Here is a 17849-nt window from a genome sequence, read left to right as displayed (position 1 = left end):
GCAAAATTTGTTTTATAATGTGAACTAGATAACCGTACTGAAATGTAAAAATGGAGGTGGCATCATGCCATTAACGCCAAATGATATTCACAACAAGACGTTTACAAAAAGCTTTCGCGGATATGATGAAGATGAAGTAAATGAATTCCTAGCGCAAGTCAGAAAAGATTACGAAATTGTTCTCCGTAAGAAAACGGAGCTGGAAGCGAAAGTCAATGAACTTGATGAAAGAATCGGACACTTTGCCAATATTGAAGAAACGCTGAATAAATCGATTTTAGTTGCTCAAGAGGCGGCTGAAGACGTAAAACGCAATTCTCAAAAAGAAGCAAAGCTGATCGTTCGGGAAGCGGAGAAAAACGCTGATCGCATTATTAACGAATCTTTATCAAAATCAAGAAAAATCGCCATGGAAATTGAAGAGCTGAAAAAACAGTCTAAAGTATTCAGAACACGTTTCCAAATGCTGATTGAAGCTCAGCTCGATCTTCTGAAAAATGACGATTGGGATCATCTGCTTGAGTATGAAGTCGACGCAGTATTTGAGGAAAAGGAATAAATTCTCTGATTGCCTTGACATGTTCTTAGCTTGTCGAATATAATACGTTCATAAATTCAGATGAAAAGACGGTTGAAAGGGACAGTCATGTTTCCTTCAGGCTTTCATAGCGACCCGGAGATGGTGAGAGTCCGGGATGGCCGGAATCATGTAGATCAGCCCTTAAGTTTCCTTTCTGAACTATCAGTAGGTTAGGACGCTCATCACGTTACGATGCTCGAGAGGAAAAAGCGCCTGTTTGCTTTTTCTAAAAGGGTGGTACCGCGAGATAAGCTTTCTCGTCCCTTATGGGATGAGAGGGCTTTTTTTATTTTCTGAAAAAATGCAGTGGAGGAATGAAAATGGATTTTAAAGACACGCTCTTAATGCCGAAAACAGATTTCCCGATGCGAGGAAATTTGCCAAATCGTGAGCCTGATATGCAAAAGAAATGGGAAGAAGAGGATATCTACCGTCTTGTGCAAGAACGGACGAAAGACCGCCCGAAATTTGTTTTACATGACGGACCTCCGTATGCAAACGGCGATATCCATATGGGCCACGCGCTTAACAAGATTTTAAAGGACTTTATTGTCCGCTACAAATCAATGAGCGGCTACAACGCGCCGTATGTACCGGGCTGGGATACACACGGGTTGCCGATTGAAACAGCCCTTACAAAAAACAAAAAAGTCAACCGCAAAGAAATGTCTGTAGCGGAATTCCGCAAACTGTGCGAAGAGTACGCTTGGAAGCAAATCGAGGGCCAGCGTGAGCAGTTCAAGCGCCTTGGTGTCCGCGGTGATTGGGAAAACCCATATGTGACATTAAAACCGGAATACGAAGCGCAGCAAATCCGCGTTTTTGGTGAGATGGCAAAACGAGGCTACATTTATAAAGGTCTTAAACCGGTTAACTGGTCACCTTCAAGTGAGTCTGCGTTGGCTGAAGCCGAGATCGAATATCAAGACAAACGCTCTGCATCTATTTACGTTGCTTTCGGTGTGAAAGACGGAAAAGGCGTTCTGGACAGCGGCGAGCGCATCATCATTTGGACAACAACGCCTTGGACAATTCCGGCGAACCTCGGAATTTCGGTGCATCCTGACCTTGAGTACAGCGTGATTGCAGTAGGAGAAGACCGTTTTGTTGTAGCAAGTGCTTTAGTCGAAAATGTGGCGTCTGCATGTGGGTTTGATCAGTATGAAGTGACAAGAACGATCAAAGGGAAAGACCTTGAGAACATTGTCGCCGAACACCCGCTATATGGCAGAGACTCTCTTGTAATGCTTGGCGAACACGTAACAACTGATGCCGGAACAGGCTGTGTTCATACTGCGCCGGGACACGGGGAAGATGACTTTATCATCGGCCAAAAATACGGTCTGGATGTACTATGTCCGGTTGATGCAAAAGGTGTCATGACAAGCGAAGCGCCAGGCTTTGAAGGCATGTTCTATGATGATGCGAACAAAGCGATCACACAGCAGCTTGATGAAAAAGGCGCGCTTGTGAAGCTTGAATTCATTACCCACTCTTATCCGCACGATTGGAGAACAAAAAAACCAACCATTTTCAGAGCGACAGCGCAATGGTTTGCTTCAATTAAAGATTTCAGATCAGACCTGCTGGATGCCATTAAAGAAACCAAATGGGTCCCTGAATGGGGCGAGCAGCGTTTGCACAACATGGTTCGTGACCGCGGAGACTGGTGTATTTCCAGACAGCGTGCGTGGGGTGTGCCGATTCCGGTTTTCTATGCTGAAAACGGAGAACCGATTATTACAGATGAAACCATTGAACATGTTTCTGAATTGTTCAGACAGCACGGATCAAACATCTGGTTTGAAAAAGAAGCGAAGGATCTTCTTCCGGAAGGCTTTACGCATCCTGGCAGCCCGAACGGCACGTTCACAAAAGAACAGGACATCATGGATGTTTGGTTTGATTCAGGCTCTTCCCATCAAGCGGTGCTTGAAGAGCGTGAAGACCTCGTTCGACCGGCTGATTTATACCTTGAAGGATCTGACCAATATCGCGGCTGGTTTAACTCATCTCTTTCTACAGCGGTAGCCGTAACAGGAAAGGCGCCATATAAAGGTGTGCTCAGCCATGGTTTCGCACTGGATGGAGAAGGGCGCAAGATGAGTAAATCAATCGGTAACGTCGTTGTTCCAGCTAAAGTTATGAAACAGCTTGGTGCCGATATCTTGAGATTATGGGTGTCTTCAGTTGATTATCAGGCGGATGTTCGCGTGTCAGACGCAATCCTAAAGCAGGTTGCTGAAGTATACCGTAAAATCCGCAATACGTTCCGTTTCCTTCACGGCAACCTATTCGACTTTGATCCAAAAACGAATGCGGTGGCTGTCGAAGATCTTCGCGAAGTGGATCAGTATATGCTGATTAAGCTGAACAAATTGATTGACAAAGTGAAAAAAGCGTATGATGAGTATGAATTTGCAGTTGTGTACCACAGCATCCATAATTTCTGCACAATCGAATTGAGCTCATTCTATCTTGATTTCGCAAAAGATATTGTCTACATCGAGCATGCGGATCATCCGGACAGACGCAGCATGCAGACGGTATTCTATGAAACGCTTCTAGCATTAGTGAAGCTTTCAGCGCCTATCCTTCCTCATACCGCTGACGAATTATGGGCTCATTTAGCATTTGTTGAAGAGCAGAGCGTTCAGCTGACAGATATGCCGGAAACAATCGCGGTTCCAAACAGCGAAATGACAGAAGATAAATTTGACCGCTTTTTGACTTTCCGTGACGATGTGCTAAAAGCGTTAGAAACTGCCCGGAATGAAAAAATTATCGGTAAATCATTGGAAGCGAACTTGAAACTGTATCCAAACAAAGAAAACCAAGAGCTCTTGGCTTCGATTAAAGAAAATCTTTCTCAGCTGTTTATTGTTTCTGAACTGACAATCAGCGAAGAAAATGAAGCGCCGAACGATGCGCAAAGCTTCGCGACAGGTAAAATCGCTGTCGAGAAAGCCGAAGGCGAAATGTGTGAAAGATCCCGAGTGATTTCAAAAGACGTGGGGGCAAATCCGAAATATCCTACACTTTCATTGCGAAACGCTGAAATCGTTGAAAAATACTATCAAAATTAATGAAAAATAGCCTGGCGTAAAAGCCGGGCTTTTTTTGTGCCAAGAGTGACATCGTTTAGAACGGCAGGAAAAATCTTATGGGCTTTAGATCATCATTCACAGGCAACAATATAGGTATTACGTTAAGAGCAGGAGTTGTGATGAATGAATGATCAACTGACCGCAATTTATACGGAACTTCTTCTAATGAAAGAAGAATTACAGTCGAGATTATTTGAGTATTCTTGCTTTCAGGCTTCAACAAGCCCGCAAGCAGCAATCAATCATAAACAAAAAGCAACTCTGGTCTATCACATTAAAGAAGAGCTTCAAGACGTTCTTCTCGCTTTGTCCAAAATCGAAAACGGCACATTCGGATATTGTGAAGAATCTGGGACTCCCATTCCTCTTTCAAAGCTTGCTGTACTGCCGACAGCCCGTACAGCAAACGATTTTATTTATTCTGTCCAATTTGAAAAAAAAACGCTTCCGCTGTGGAAATCAACGGATATCGAATATGGACAGGCACTGTATGAATAACAGTGCCTGTCTGGTTTATATGCCTGATATATCTTTACTCCGGTGCTTTTTATTGATAAAATGCATAATGGATTAAAGTAACCGTAAACTGGAGGAACGTTTGTGCTGTATTATATCATTGCACTTCTTATTATTGCAGCCGATCAATTGACAAAATGGCTAGTCGTCAAGAACATGGAGCTTGGACAAAGCATTCCGATCATTGATCAGGTATTCTATATCACCTCCCATCGCAATACGGGTGCTGCATGGGGGATATTGGCCGGTCAGATGTGGTTTTTCTACCTCATTACAACCGCGGTTATTATTGGCATTGTTTATTACATACAGCGTTATACTAAAGGACAAAGGCTTCTTGGCGTAGCTCTCGGACTTATGCTTGGCGGTGCCATCGGCAACTTCATCGACAGGGTCTTCAGACAGGAAGTTGTGGATTTTATCCATGTCATCATTGTGGATTACAATTACCCGATTTTTAATATCGCGGACTCTTCACTATGTGTCGGCGTCATGCTTTTATTTATACAAATGCTGTTGGACAGCGGGAAAAAGAAAAAGGAGCAATAGCATGAATCAAATTGATATAACCGCCTCAGAAGAACAAAAAAGTGAGCGGATTGATAAATTTCTGGCATCGACTGAGAATGATTGGTCGAGAACCCAGGTGCAGCAATGGGTGAAAGACGGACAAATTGTCGTAAACGGAAGCCCCGTAAAATCCAATTATAAAATTCAGCCGGGTGATCAGGTGACTGTCACTGTACCTGAGCCAGAAGCGCTCGACGTGCTGGCAGAACCTATGGATCTTGATATTTATTATGAAGACCAGGATGTGCTGGTCGTCAATAAACCTCGCGGAATGGTTGTTCACCCAGCCCCCGGGCATCTTACGGGGACACTTGTAAACGGCCTTATGGCTCATTGCACGGATCTTTCCGGCATTAATGGCGTGATGCGTCCGGGGATTGTTCACAGAATCGATAAGGACACGTCCGGCTTATTGATGGTGGCGAAAAATGATATGGCGCATGAGTCACTCGTGAACCAATTGGTCAACAAAACGGTTACGCGTAAATATACGGCGGTTGTCCACGGGCTTATTTCTCACGATGACGGCACTATTGACGCGCCGATCGGCCGGGACAAGAAAGACCGTCAAAGCATGACTGTAGCGCGTGATGGCAAAAACGCCGTCACTCATTTTCATGTACTTGAGCGTTTTCAAGATTTTACGCTGGTGGAATGCCAGCTTGAAACAGGAAGAACGCACCAAATTCGTGTGCATATGAAATATATCGGATTTCCATTAGCGGGCGATCCAAAATACGGGCCAAGAAAAACGATTGATTTTAACGGCCAGGCCCTCCACGCCGGCATTTTAGGTTTTGATCATCCTCGCACCGGTGAATATGTCGAATTTGAAGCGCCGCTTCCGGACGATATGGCAGAATTAATCGAAAGCCTCAGAAAAAACGGTTGACAGGCTGTTTCTTTTCTGAAATAATAAACGAAGCTGAATAGATTCTTTAAAACAGTCCAGAGAGGCTGAGAAGGATAATGGATAGACGGGATGCGTGTGTTGGCGCGTACCTTGTCCTAAAACCCCTCTATGCTCTGGCAAGAGGGGTTTTTTCTTCTATATGAACTGTGAGGTGTCACACATTGAATCAAAAAGCTGTCATTCTCGACGAACAAGCAATCAGACGGGCGCTGACCAGAATTGCTCACGAAATGATCGAACGCAATAAAGGAATGAATAACTGCATTCTTGTTGGGATCAAGACAAGAGGAATTTACTTGGCGAAACGCCTTGCGGAACGAATCGAGCAGATTGAAGGAAGTCCTGTAACAGTCGGTGAAATTGATATTACTCTTTACAGAGACGATCTTTCCAAAAAAACGAGCAACGAGGAGCCGCTTGTGAAAGGTGCAGATATTCCGGTAGACATCAACGATCAAAAAGTTATTCTTGTTGATGATGTCCTATATACCGGAAGAACGGTCAGAGCAGGCATGGATGCACTCGTTGATGTAGGCAGACCTTCTTCCATTCAGCTGGCTGTGCTTGTGGACAGAGGGCACCGGGAGCTGCCGATCCGAGCGGATTATATCGGGAAAAACATCCCGACATCAAAGGCTGAAAAGGTAATGGTTCAGCTTCATGAGGTAGATCAAAACGATCTCGTGGCCATTTATGAAAATGAATAATAGATCACCTTTTTAAAGGCAATCCAGAGAGGTTGCAAAGAGGTACAAAAACAAAGTCCCGAACGTATTCGGCAGGACTTTGTATGCCTCTTTGCGTAAAAATAGCAAAGAGGTTTTTTTATACAGTCATTGAGTCATCCTAATATAAAGTTAACAATCAGGGGGAAAATCATCATGAGTAAGAAAAAAGTAAATTTAGGAGTCAGGGATGTCCCGACACCTTTCTCGTGGGTTTCATTCAGCCTGCAGCATTTGTTTGCCATGTTTGGTTCAACGATTTTGGTTCCGAAGCTGGTCGGAATGAGTCCTGCAGTGGCATTGGTGACAAGCGGCATCGGGACACTGGCTTACCTTCTCATTACGAAAGGGCAAATTCCTGCGTATCTCGGTTCATCCTTCGCTTTTATTTCTCCGATCATATTGGTCAAAGCGACCGGCGGGCCGGGAGCGGCCATGGTCGGAGCGTTTCTTGCGGGGTTAGTGTATGGGCTGATTGCCTTATTGATCAGGCAGCTAGGAACAGGCTGGCTGATGAAGGTTCTCCCTCCTGTAGTCGTAGGCCCTGTTATTATCGTCATCGGGCTGGGGCTGGCAAGCACTGCGGTAAACATGGCGATGTACGCTGATCCGAACGCGAGTGAATTGGTCTACAGCTTAAAGCATTTTAGTGTCGCAGGGGTTACGCTGGCCATCACGATTATATGCGCAATTTACTTGCGAGGATTTTTAAGCCTGATACCGGTTCTGATTGGCATTATCGGCGGATACCTATTTGCCCTTATACAAGGGATTGTCAACTTCCAGCCGGTGCTTGACGCGAAATGGTTTGCAGTGCCTGAATTTATCATCCCGTTCAAAGACTATTCACCGTCAATAACACTCGGCATCGCAGCGGCCATGGTTCCTGTCGCGTTTGTGACAATGTCTGAGCATATCGGCCATCAAATGGTGCTAAGCAAAGTTGTCGGACAAGATTTCATTAAAAAGCCGGGGCTTCATCGCTCCATCATGGGTGACAGCGTGGCGACAATTCTGGCTTCCCTGATCGGCGGTCCGCCGACAACGACTTACGGAGAAAACATTGGCGTGCTGGCCATTACAAGAGTATTCAGCGTCTTTGTCATCGGCGGCGCTGCAGTAATTGCATTATGCTTCGGCTTTATCGGCAAAATCTCAGCGCTGATCAGTTCAGTGCCGTCAGCGGTCATGGGAGGCGTCTCCTTCCTGCTGTTCGGAATCATTGCTTCAAGCGGTCTGAGAATGCTGATAGACAACAAAATTGATTATGAAAACAACAGAAACCTCATTATCACATCGGTTATCCTTGTGATTGGTGTAGGAGGCGCGTTTATCCAAGTGTCTCAAGGAGGATTCCAAGTATCAGGAATGGCGCTTGCTGCGATTGTCGGTGTCATTTTAAACCTGATTCTTCCGCAGGCGAAAGAAGAGCAGGTGGATACATCTGAACAACATCATATTTAAAACCTTTTAATGAAAGTCCAGAGAGGCTTGGAAGGGTTATGAAGAGAAGGAAGCTTCAATGCTGCCCTCTATTTAACCATACCCCGAGTCTATCTTAGACCGGGGTTTTTTTCAGCCTTAAAGTTGAAATGAGAGGGGAAAGAACATGAAGCATTTAACGACGATGAGTGAACTCAGCACTGAGGAAATCAAAGATTTGCTTCAAACAGCACACGATCTCAAAAGCGGAAAAACAGACAATTGGCTTGCGGGGAAATTTGCAGCGAACCTGTTTTTTGAACCGAGCACAAGAACACGGTTTAGCTTCGAAGTCGCGGAAAAAAAGCTGGGCATGAATGTCCTGAACCTTGATGGAACAAGCACAAGCGTGCAAAAAGGCGAAACCCTATATGACACCATCCGGACGCTTGAATCAATCGGTGTGGACGTATGCGTCATCAGGCACAGTGAAGATGAGTACTATAAAGAGCTTGCCAGCCAGGTGAATATTCCGATTCTGAATGCCGGGGACGGATGCGGCCAGCATCCGACACAATCACTGCTTGATGTCATGACGATTTATGAAGAGTTCAATACATTCAAAGGTCTTACCGTCTCCATTCACGGCGATATCAAGCACAGCAGAGTGGCAAGGTCGAATGCGGAGGTTTTGGCAAGACTGGGTGCCCGCGTACTGTTTTCCGGTCCTTCGGAATGGCAAGATGAAGAAAACACATTCGGCACATATGTCTCAATGGATGAAGCAGTTGAGTCTTCCGATGTCGTGATGCTGCTGCGCATTCAAAATGAAAGACATCAGTCCGCTCGTAGCCAAGACGGTTATTTAAACAAATACGGCTTGACCGTAGAACGGGCTGAGCGTATGAAGCAGCATGCGATCATTATGCATCCTGCTCCGGTAAACAGAGGAGTGGAGATTGATGACAGCTTAGTAGAAAGCGAAAAATCAAGAATCTTCAAGCAAATGCAAAACGGCGTATTTATCAGAATGGCAGTGATACAGCGTGCCTTACAAACCAAAGTGAAAAGAGGAGAAGCAGCGTATGTCATATCTCATTAAAAACGGCTGGATACTTAACGAAAATGGTGAAAAAACAGAAGCGGATATTCGAGTGACAGGAGAAATCATCTCCGAAGTCGGCAAGCTTGATGCAGCGGAGGGAGAAACGGTCATTGATGCAAACGGATTGCTCGTTTCACCTGGGTTTGTCGATCTCCACGTCCACTTCAGAGAGCCGGGCGGTGAGAAGAAAGAAACCATTGAAACCGGAGCAAAAGCAGCGGCGCGCGGCGGATATACAACTGTGGCGGCAATGCCGAATACGCGGCCGGTTCCTGATACGAAAGAGCAAATGGAATGGGTGCAAAACAGAATTAAAGAAACCTCATGTGTCAGAGTTCTTCCATATGCGTCCATTACGATCAGACAAATCGGTGATGAGATGACAAACTTTGAAGCTTTAACAGAAGCCGGAGCATTTGCTTTTACAGATGACGGCGTCGGTATACAGACAGCAGGAATGATGTATGAAGCGATGAAACGGGCAGCTGCGATCGACAAAGCGATTGTTGCACATTGCGAAGACAACTCCTTAATTTACGGAGGAAGTGTGCATGAGGGAACATTCTCAAAAGCAAACGGGCTCAACGGCATTCCTTCTGTGTGTGAATCGGTTCATATTGCCCGCGATGTGTTGCTGGCTGAGGCGGCAGGCTGCCATTACCATGTATGCCATATCAGCACAAAAGAGTCTGTCAGGGTCGTGCGTGATGCGAAAAAAGCGGGAATCAAAGTGACAGCAGAAGTGTCACCGCATCATTTGCTCCTTTGTGATGAGGACATTCCAGGACTTGACACAAATTATAAAATGAATCCTCCGCTTCGCAGCGCAGAAGACAGAGCTGCTTTAATCGAGGGTCTTTTAGATGGAACAATTGATTTTATCGCAACAGATCATGCGCCGCATACAGAAGAAGAGAAAAACACAGAAATGAAGCTGGCGCCATTCGGAATTGTCGGTTTAGAAACAGCATTCCCGCTTCTTTACACACACTTTGTCAAAAATGGCAGCTGGTCGCTGAAACAGCTGATTGACTACATGACAATCAAACCATGCGAAGCGTTCGGTCTCCCATACGGAACATTACAAACGGGGCAAGTTGCCGATATGACGTTAATTGATTTGGAAAAAGAAGCGGCGATCGACAAAGAGACATTTTTATCAAAAGGAAAAAACACACCATTCAACGGCATCAGCTGCACCGGCTGGCCGGTCGCCACAATTGCGGCAGGGAAGCTTGCTTATGAAGAGGGGAGACTTGTCAAATGAAGAGACGATTAGTACTGGAAAACGGAGCGGTATTCGAGGGAAAAGCCTTCGGAAGCTTAGAACACAGCATGGGAGAAGTCGTTTTTAACACGGGAATGACAGGTTATCAGGAAATTTTATCTGATCCTTCTTACTGCGGGCAGATCGTAACATTAACGTATCCGCTTATTGGGAATTACGGCATTAACCGTGATGATTTTGAATCCATTACCCCTTTTGTAAAAGGGCTGGTCGTCAAAGAATTGTGTGAACTGCCTTCAAACTGGCGTTCCGCATACACTTTAGACGAATATTTAAAAATGAAAAACATTCCAGGACTGCAGGGGATTGATACAAGAAAACTGACAAGAATGATCCGCACATCAGGCGCGCTGAAAGGAACATTCGCTGCACCAGATGAAGATATAGAAGCAGTGCTGAAAAGGCTCACTGAAACTGAACTCCCGAGACATCAAGTATCCCAAGTATCAGCCAAAACAGCATATCCGAGCCCGGGAAGAGGCAAGCGTATCGTCTTGGTTGACTTCGGCATGAAGCACGGCATTCTTAGAGAGCTGAACAAACGGAAATGCGACGTTATTGTTGTGCCTTACAACATTACAGCGGAAGAAGTGCTTCAGCTGAAACCGGACGGCATCATGCTTTCTAATGGACCTGGAGATCCGAAAGATGTGCCTGAAGCGATTGAAATGATCAAAGGTATTCTCGGAAAAGTGCCATTATTCGGAATATGCCTCGGCCACCAGTTATTTGCGCTGGCGTGCGGAGCGAATACTGAAAAAATGAAATTCGGCCACAGGGGCTCAAACCATCCGGTAAAAGAGCTGGCCACCGGAAAAGTAGCTTTAACATCCCAAAACCATGGCTATACAGTGTCATCCATCAGCGAAACAGAGCTGGAAGTGACACATATCGCAATTAACGACGATACGATTGAGGGGCTCAAGCATAAAACATTACCGGCATTTACGGTTCAATATCATCCCGAAGCTTCGCCAGGCCCTGAGGATGCCAACCATCTATTTGACAGATTCATCGAAATGATCGAAACAACAGAGAAAGAAGGGGAAGCGGTATGCCAAAACGTGTAGACATTAACAAAATTTTAGTAATCGGGTCTGGACCGATCATCATCGGCCAAGCAGCAGAATTTGACTATGCGGGAACGCAAGCCTGCCTTGCGTTGAAAGAAGAAGGCTATGAAGTCATCCTTGTCAACTCAAACCCTGCCACGATCATGACAGATACAGAAATGGCTGACAAGGTTTACATCGAACCGCTCACTCCTGAATTCCTGACGCGAATCATCAGAAAAGAGCGACCGGATGCGATTCTTCCTACTCTTGGAGGCCAAACCGGCTTGAATCTTGCGGTTGAGCTTTCTGAAAGAGGCGTGCTGGAAGAGTGCGGCGTCGAAGTGCTTGGAACGAAGCTGTCTGCGATTCAGCAGGCTGAAGACCGCGACTTGTTTAGAACACTGATGAATGAGCTGAATGAACCGGTGCCTGAAAGTGAGATCATCCACTCCCTGGAAGAAGCAGAAGCCTTCGTCAGCCAAATTGGATTCCCTGTCATTGTCCGCCCGGCATATACATTAGGCGGAACAGGCGGCGGCATCTGCTCGAATGAAACTGAGCTGAAAGAAATTGTTGAGAACGGCTTAAAATTAAGCCCGGTTCACCAATGTCTGCTTGAAAAAAGCATCGCCGGCTATAAAGAAATCGAATATGAAGTCATGAGAGACAGCCAAGACCACGCCATTGTCGTTTGTAATATGGAAAATATTGATCCGGTCGGAATCCATACTGGCGACAGCATTGTTGTCGCGCCGAGCCAAACGCTCAGCGATCGCGAATATCAGCTCTTGCGGAATGTATCATTAAAACTCATTCGCGCGCTTGGAATTGAAGGCGGGTGTAACGTACAGCTCGCTTTAGATCCAGACAGCTTCCAATACTATATTATTGAGGTAAACCCGCGTGTCAGCCGTTCATCCGCTCTTGCGTCAAAAGCGACGGGATATCCGATTGCGAAGCTTGCTGCTAAAATTGCCGTCGGCCTTTCGTTAGATGAAATGATGAATCCGGTAACAGGAAAAACATATGCAGCATTTGAACCGGCTCTTGACTATGTCGTCTCCAAAATTCCGCGCTGGCCGTTTGATAAGTTTGAATCAGCAAACAGAAAGCTCGGCACGCAAATGAAAGCGACAGGAGAGGTCATGGCGATCGGCCGCACGCTCGAAGAGTCACTGCTGAAGGCTGTGCGTTCACTGGAAGCGGATGTGTATCATCTTGAATTGAAAGACGCTGCTGACATTTCAGATGAGCTTCTTGAAAAACGAATTAAAAAGGCCGGTGATGAACGCTTATTCTACTTAGCTGAAGCGTACAGAAGAGGCTACACGGTAGAAGATCTCCATGAATTTTCCACAATCGATGTTTTCTTCCTGCATAAGCTGTTCGGAATCGTACAGTTTGAAAAAGAACTGAAGGCAAAAGCGGGCGATAAGGATGTGTTGAGACAGGCAAAAGAACTCGGATTCTCTGATCAGTACATCAGCCGTGAGTGGAAAATGAAAGAATCGGAGCTTTATAGCTTAAGAAAGCAAGCGGAAATTGCGCCGGTATTCAAAATGGTAGATACGTGTGCTGCGGAATTTGAATCAGAAACGCCATACTTTTACAGCACATACGAAGAGGAAAATGAATCTGTCGTTACAGAAAAGAAAAGTGTGATCGTGCTTGGTTCCGGTCCGATTCGAATCGGTCAGGGTGTTGAGTTTGACTACGCAACTGTTCACTCTGTGTGGGCGATTAAACAGGCAGGCTATGAAGCCATTATTGTCAATAACAACCCGGAAACCGTTTCAACAGACTTCAGCATCTCAGACAAGCTGTATTTTGAACCGCTTACGATTGAAGATGTCATGCACATCATTGATCTCGAACAGCCAATGGGGGTTGTCGTACAGTTTGGCGGACAAACTGCCATTAACCTGGCAGACGAGCTTTCTGCACGCGGAGTCAACATCCTTGGGACTTCATTAGAAGATTTAGACCGTGCGGAAGACCGGGATAAATTTGAACAAGCGCTTGGAGCTCTTGGTGTTCCGCAGCCGCTTGGCAAAACAGCGACATCAGTTGAGCAGGCGGTCAGCATCGCGAGTAACATCGGCTATCCGGTATTGGTGCGCCCTTCCTATGTACTTGGCGGCCGGGCGATGGAGATTGTGTATCATGAGGAAGAGCTGCTTCATTACATGAAAAACGCAGTCAAAATCAATCCGCAGCACCCTGTATTAATTGACAGATATTTAACCGGGAAAGAAATTGAAGTGGATGCAGTATCTGACGGTGAAACAGTTGTCATTCCGGGAATTATGGAGCACATTGAACGGGCGGGCGTTCACTCCGGAGACTCAATCGCGGTTTATCCGCCTCAGTCTCTCACAGAAGACATTCAGAAAAAAATTGAACAATACACGATCGCATTAGCCAAAGGGCTGAACATTGTCGGGTTGCTCAATATCCAATTCGTGTTATCACAAGGCGAAGTGTACGTGCTTGAAGTCAATCCAAGATCAAGCAGAACCGTACCGTTCTTAAGTAAAATTACGGGTATCCCAATGGCGAACCTCGCCACAAAAGTCATTCTCGGCCAAAAACTGGCTGCGTTCGGCTACGCCGAGGGCCTTCAGCCTGAACAGCAAGGGGTGTTTGTAAAAGCACCGGTCTTCTCCTTCGCTAAGCTGAGAAGAGTGGACATTACGCTAGGCCCTGAAATGAAATCAACTGGTGAGGTCATGGGGAAAGATTCCACCCTTGAAAAAGCGCTCTATAAAGCGTTGATTGCTTCAGGCATTCAAATCCCTAACTACGGTTCCGTGCTTTTAACAGTGGCTGATAAGGACAAAGAAGAAGGGCTTGCTGTCGCTAAGAGGTTTCATGCGATCGGCTACAACATTTTAGCGACGGAAGGAACGGCAGGTTATCTGAAAGAAGCCTCCATTCCAGCGAAGGTCGTCGGAAAAATCGGCCAGGACGGCCCGAACTTGCTTGATGTGATCAGAAACGGAGAAGCGCAGTTTGTCATCAATACGCTGACAAAAGGAAAGCAGCCGGCAAGAGACGGATTTAGAATCAGACGTGAATCAGTAGAAAACGGTGTTGCCTGCTTGACGTCATTAGATACGGCAGAAGCGATATTGCGAGTGCTTGAAAGCATGACATTCCGTGCTGATCAAATGCCGGCAGTCAACACAAATCAGGAGGCGGCAGTCACAATATGAAAAAAGCGTATTTGACAGTATGTTCTAACCAGCAAATTGCAGACCGGGTGTATCAAATGGTTCTGAAAGGGGAACTTGTCCAAGGGTTTACAACCCCGGGGCAGTTCCTCCATCTTAAAGTGAGCGAAGCGGTTACGCCTCTTTTGCGAAGGCCAATCAGCATCGCCGACGTCAACTTTGAAAAAAATGAAGTCACCATCATTTATCGAGTAGATGGGGAAGGGACAAGACTCTTATCTCTGAAGCAACGAGGGGAACTTGTGGATGTCCTCGGACCATTGGGAAATGGCTTTCCTGTCAATGAAGTCCAACCCGGAAAGACGGCTTTGCTGGTGGGAGGCGGTGTAGGTGTGCCGCCTCTCCAAGAGCTGTCGAAACGCTTGCACGAAAAAGGGATAAAGGTCATACACGTGTTAGGATTCCAATCGGCAAAGGATATTTTTTACGAAGAAGAGTGCCGGCAATACGGGGACACATATGTCGCAACAGCTGACGGAAGCTATGGGGAGACCGGATTTGTCACAGATGTGATAAAACAGAAAAACTTAGAGTTTGATATTCTTCTTAGTTGCGGGCCGACACCGATGCTGAAGGCGTTAAAGCAGGATTATGCCCATAAAGAAGTTTACCTGTCCATGGAGGAACGAATGGGTTGCGGTATTGGGGCATGCTTCGCGTGTGTGTGCCACACAAACGAAAGTGAGACATCCTACGTAAAAGTATGTCTCGACGGACCTGTATTTAAAGCTCAGGAGGTGGCGCTGTAATGCTAGAGGTGAAATTGCCGGGACTTGATTTGAAAAATCCGATCATTCCTGCATCAGGCTGCTTCGGTTTTGGAAAAGAGTTTGCGCGTTTTTATGATTTATCTTGTCTCGGAGCCATTATGATCAAAGCGACGACAAAGGAGCCTCGCTTCGGGAATCCGACCCCAAGGGTAGCCGAGACTGGCGCTGGAATGCTCAATGCGATCGGTCTGCAAAACCCGGGGCTGGAAAGCGTTTTGCAAAATGAGCTGCCATGGCTTGAGCAGTTTGATACGCCGATCATCGCCAATGTCGCAGGTTCCAAAGTCGAGGATTATGTACAGGTCGCGGCGAATATCGGTAAAGCGCCCAACGTTCATGCACTTGAGTTGAACATTTCCTGCCCGAATGTGAAAACAGGCGGAATCGCTTTTGGCACGAACCCGGAAATGGCTGCCGATTTGACAAAAGCGGTTAAAGAGGTTTCAGATGTGCCCGTTTATGTGAAGCTTTCTCCGAATGTGGCAAATATCACAGAAATTGCATCAGCGATCGAAGAGGCGGGAGCGGACGGTCTTACGATGATTAACACACTAATCGGCATGAGGCTTGATTTAACATCAGGCAAGCCGATATTAGCGAATCAAACAGGCGGGCTCTCCGGACCTGCTGTGAAGCCGGTTGCCATTCGCATGGTGTATGAAGTCAGCCAGGCTGTCAACATCCCGATTATCGGAATGGGAGGCGTGCAGACGGCAGAAGATGCACTGGAGTTTCTTCTCGCAGGAGCAAGCGCGGTCGCTGTCGGAACGGCAAACTTTGTGAATCCTTTTGCATGCCCGGACATGATTGAACAGCTGCCATCTGTATTGCGCCAATACGGCTATGAATCAATTGAAGAATGTATCGGAAGGAGCTGGAACCATGAAAAACGACCTGCCCATCATCGCGCTTGATTTTGCATCAGCTGAAGAAACACTTGCGTTCTTAGCGCCTTTTCAGCAAAAACCGTTATTTGTAAAGGTTGGAATGGAGCTTTTTTATCAAGAAGGGCCGTCGATTGTTAAACAACTAAAAGAAAGAGAGTGCGAGCTGTTTTTAGATTTAAAGCTTCATGACATCCCGACCACTGTGCACAAAGCGATGAAGCGCTTAGCCGCTCTTGGGGTAGACCTCGTCAATGTTCATGCGGCCGGAGGCAAAAAAATGATGCAAGCAGCTCTGGAAGGCTTAGAAGAAGGGACGCCATCCGGGAAAAAACGCCCTTCCCTTATCGCGGTAACCCAGCTGACAAGCACATCTGAACAAATCATGAAAGATGAACTGCTGATCGAAAAGCCTTTGATTGACACGGTCGTCCACTACAGCAAACTAACAGAAGAAAGCGGATTGGATGGAGTGGTCTGCTCTGTTCATGAAGCAAAAGCCATTTACCAAGCGGTGCCGTCTTCATTTCTGACTGTCACTCCAGGGATCAGGCTGTCAGAAGACGCTGCGAATGACCAAATCCGCGTAGCGACACCTGCAATTGCAAGAGAGAAAGGGTCATCCGCAATTGTAGTAGGACGCTCGATTACAAAAGCGAAAAACCCAGTAAAAGCCTATGAAGCTGTCAAACTCGAATGGGAGGGATTCAAGTCATGAAGCAAACCATCGCAAAACATTTATTAGACATTCAAGCTGTATTTTTACGCCCGAACGAGCCATTTACATGGGCAAGCGGCATTTTATCGCCAATTTACTGTGACAACCGCCTTACGCTATCTTTCCCGGAAGTCAGAAATGATGTGGCCTCAGGCATCCACAAGCTTGTCGAAGAGCATTTTCCTGAAGCTGAAATGATTGCGGGTACAGCGACAGCCGGTATTCCTCATGCTGCTCTGGCGGCTGACCGTTTGAACCTTCCGATGTGTTATGTGAGAAGCAAGCCGAAAGCGCACGGAAAAGGCAATCAGATTGAGGGAGCCGTGCAAAAGGGGCAAAAAACGGTCGTCATTGAAGACTTAATCTCTACAGGAGGCAGCGTGCTTGAAGCTGCGGCAGCTTTACAAGCGGCTGGCTGTGAAGTGCTTGGTGTCGTCTCAATCTTTACGTACGGGCTTTCTCAAGCGCAGGAAGCGTTTGAGAAGGCAGAACTGCCATACTACTCTTTAACTGATTATGATGCGCTCACACAGGTCGCGCTTGAAAACGGAAATATTCATTCAGGGGATTTAGAAAAGCTGAAAACGTGGAAACGAAATCCCGAGTCAAAAGATTGGTTTAAAAAATAACAAATAAATTTCGCAGATGCACAGAGGCCTCAAAGCCTTGATGCAGTTGAAAACAGGCCCCGAGGTCTGTTTTTTTATTAATCCTATAAAAAAAGTCGGGTTGACTTATGTTAGAATTGTGCTAAAATTTACTACAAATCTAAAAACTTATCAAGAGCGGCTGAGGGACTGGACCTATGAAGCCCGGCAACCTGCACAGTTTGTAAGGTGCTACTTCCAGCAAAATGAAATCCATTTTGAAAGATAAGGGCTGCATGCTGTTCTTGTCTTTCTTTCCGCCGGATCGAAAGTTTTTTATTTTAAGAGGAAGAAGGGATGGCGGCAATCACCGCAG

15 protein-coding genes, 1 riboswitch and 1 other annotated feature are annotated in these 17849 nt (G+C 46.1%); all 15 genes read left to right on the top strand.

All coding sequences use genetic code 11. From position 1 onward, the window contains the following. Positions 1-64: 64 nt before the first annotated feature. Positions 65-559, top strand: a complete 495-nt coding sequence (divIVA, locus tag BV11031_RS10245) for a septum site-determining protein DivIVA (RefSeq protein ID WP_003221468.1) — start codon at positions 65-67, stop codon at positions 557-559. Between the two features lie 62 nt (positions 560-621). Further along, positions 622-848, top strand: a binding site (T-box leader). Between the two features lie 52 nt (positions 849-900). Then, a complete protein-coding gene (ileS, locus tag BV11031_RS10240; RefSeq protein ID WP_010327923.1) occupies positions 901-3666 on the top strand; it encodes an isoleucine--tRNA ligase in 2766 nt (921 codons plus the stop codon). A 144-nt stretch (positions 3667-3810) separates the two neighbouring features. Continuing rightward, on the top strand, positions 3811-4185 hold the full coding sequence (locus BV11031_RS10235; RefSeq protein WP_010327922.1) for a TraR/DksA family transcriptional regulator: 375 nt from the start codon (positions 3811-3813) through the stop codon (positions 4183-4185). Between the two features lie 102 nt (positions 4186-4287). Next, entirely contained in the window at positions 4288-4752 is a 465-nt protein-coding gene (gene lspA, locus BV11031_RS10230; RefSeq protein WP_010327921.1) for a signal peptidase II, read from the top strand. 1 nt (position 4753) lies between these two features. Beyond that, positions 4754-5665, top strand: a complete 912-nt coding sequence (locus tag BV11031_RS10225; protein WP_010327920.1) for an RluA family pseudouridine synthase — start codon at positions 4754-4756, stop codon at positions 5663-5665. 182 nt (positions 5666-5847) lie between these two features. After that, positions 5848-6393 carry a bifunctional pyrimidine operon transcriptional regulator/uracil phosphoribosyltransferase gene (pyrR, locus tag BV11031_RS10220; protein WP_010327919.1) on the top strand — a complete coding sequence of 182 codons (546 nt, stop codon included), beginning with the start codon at positions 5848-5850 and terminating at the stop codon, positions 6391-6393. Positions 6394-6567: 174 nt separating this feature from the next. Next, a complete protein-coding gene (gene pyrP / locus BV11031_RS10215; RefSeq protein WP_010327918.1) occupies positions 6568-7875 on the top strand; it encodes a uracil permease PyrP in 1308 nt (435 codons plus the stop codon). A gap of 145 nt (positions 7876-8020) precedes the next feature. Beyond that, on the top strand, positions 8021-8935 hold the full coding sequence (locus tag BV11031_RS10210) for an aspartate carbamoyltransferase catalytic subunit (protein ID WP_010327917.1): 915 nt from the start codon (positions 8021-8023) through the stop codon (positions 8933-8935). Beyond that, positions 8919-10205: a dihydroorotase gene (locus BV11031_RS10205; protein WP_010327916.1), complete on the top strand. Its 1287-nt coding sequence runs from the start codon at positions 8919-8921 to the stop codon at positions 10203-10205. Before BV11031_RS10210 ends, BV11031_RS10205 begins: the two co-directional genes overlap by 17 nt. Beyond that, complete coding sequence (locus BV11031_RS10200; protein WP_010327915.1) at positions 10202-11296, top strand: carbamoyl phosphate synthase small subunit; 1095 nt, start codon at positions 10202-10204, stop codon at positions 11294-11296. Before BV11031_RS10205 ends, BV11031_RS10200 begins: the two co-directional genes overlap by 4 nt. Beyond that, positions 11281-14496, top strand: a complete 3216-nt coding sequence (gene carB, locus BV11031_RS10195) for a carbamoyl-phosphate synthase (glutamine-hydrolyzing) large subunit (RefSeq protein WP_010327914.1) — start codon at positions 11281-11283, stop codon at positions 14494-14496. Before BV11031_RS10200 ends, carB begins: the two co-directional genes overlap by 16 nt. Continuing rightward, the gene (gene pyrK / locus BV11031_RS10190) at positions 14493-15263 is read left to right on the top strand and encodes a dihydroorotate oxidase B electron transfer subunit (protein WP_010327913.1); all 771 of its coding nucleotides are present in this window, start codon (positions 14493-14495) and stop codon (positions 15261-15263) included. Before carB ends, pyrK begins: the two co-directional genes overlap by 4 nt. Beyond that, positions 15263-16198, top strand: coding sequence for a dihydroorotate dehydrogenase (locus BV11031_RS10185; RefSeq protein WP_010327912.1), 936 nt, complete (start codon positions 15263-15265; stop codon positions 16196-16198). Before pyrK ends, BV11031_RS10185 begins: the two co-directional genes overlap by 1 nt. Continuing rightward, the gene (gene pyrF, locus BV11031_RS10180) at positions 16167-16886 is read left to right on the top strand and encodes an orotidine-5'-phosphate decarboxylase (protein WP_010327911.1); all 720 of its coding nucleotides are present in this window, start codon (positions 16167-16169) and stop codon (positions 16884-16886) included. The genes BV11031_RS10185 and pyrF overlap by 32 nt, the downstream gene beginning before the upstream one ends. Further along, positions 16883-17515 carry an orotate phosphoribosyltransferase gene (gene pyrE / locus BV11031_RS10175; protein WP_010327910.1) on the top strand — a complete coding sequence of 211 codons (633 nt, stop codon included), beginning with the start codon at positions 16883-16885 and terminating at the stop codon, positions 17513-17515. The genes pyrF and pyrE overlap by 4 nt, the downstream gene beginning before the upstream one ends. Before the next feature lie 144 nt (positions 17516-17659). Continuing rightward, a riboswitch (SAM riboswitch) is annotated at positions 17660-17765 on the top strand. The last annotated feature ends 84 nt before the right edge of the window (positions 17766-17849 follow it).

Origin of the sequence: Bacillus vallismortis (genome assembly GCF_004116955.1) — a bacterium.
GTDB classification, from domain to species: Bacteria; Bacillota; Bacilli; order Bacillales; family Bacillaceae; genus Bacillus; species Bacillus vallismortis.
Note: the sequence above shows the minus strand (reverse complement) of the source record. Positions and strands in the feature narration are given on the sequence as shown.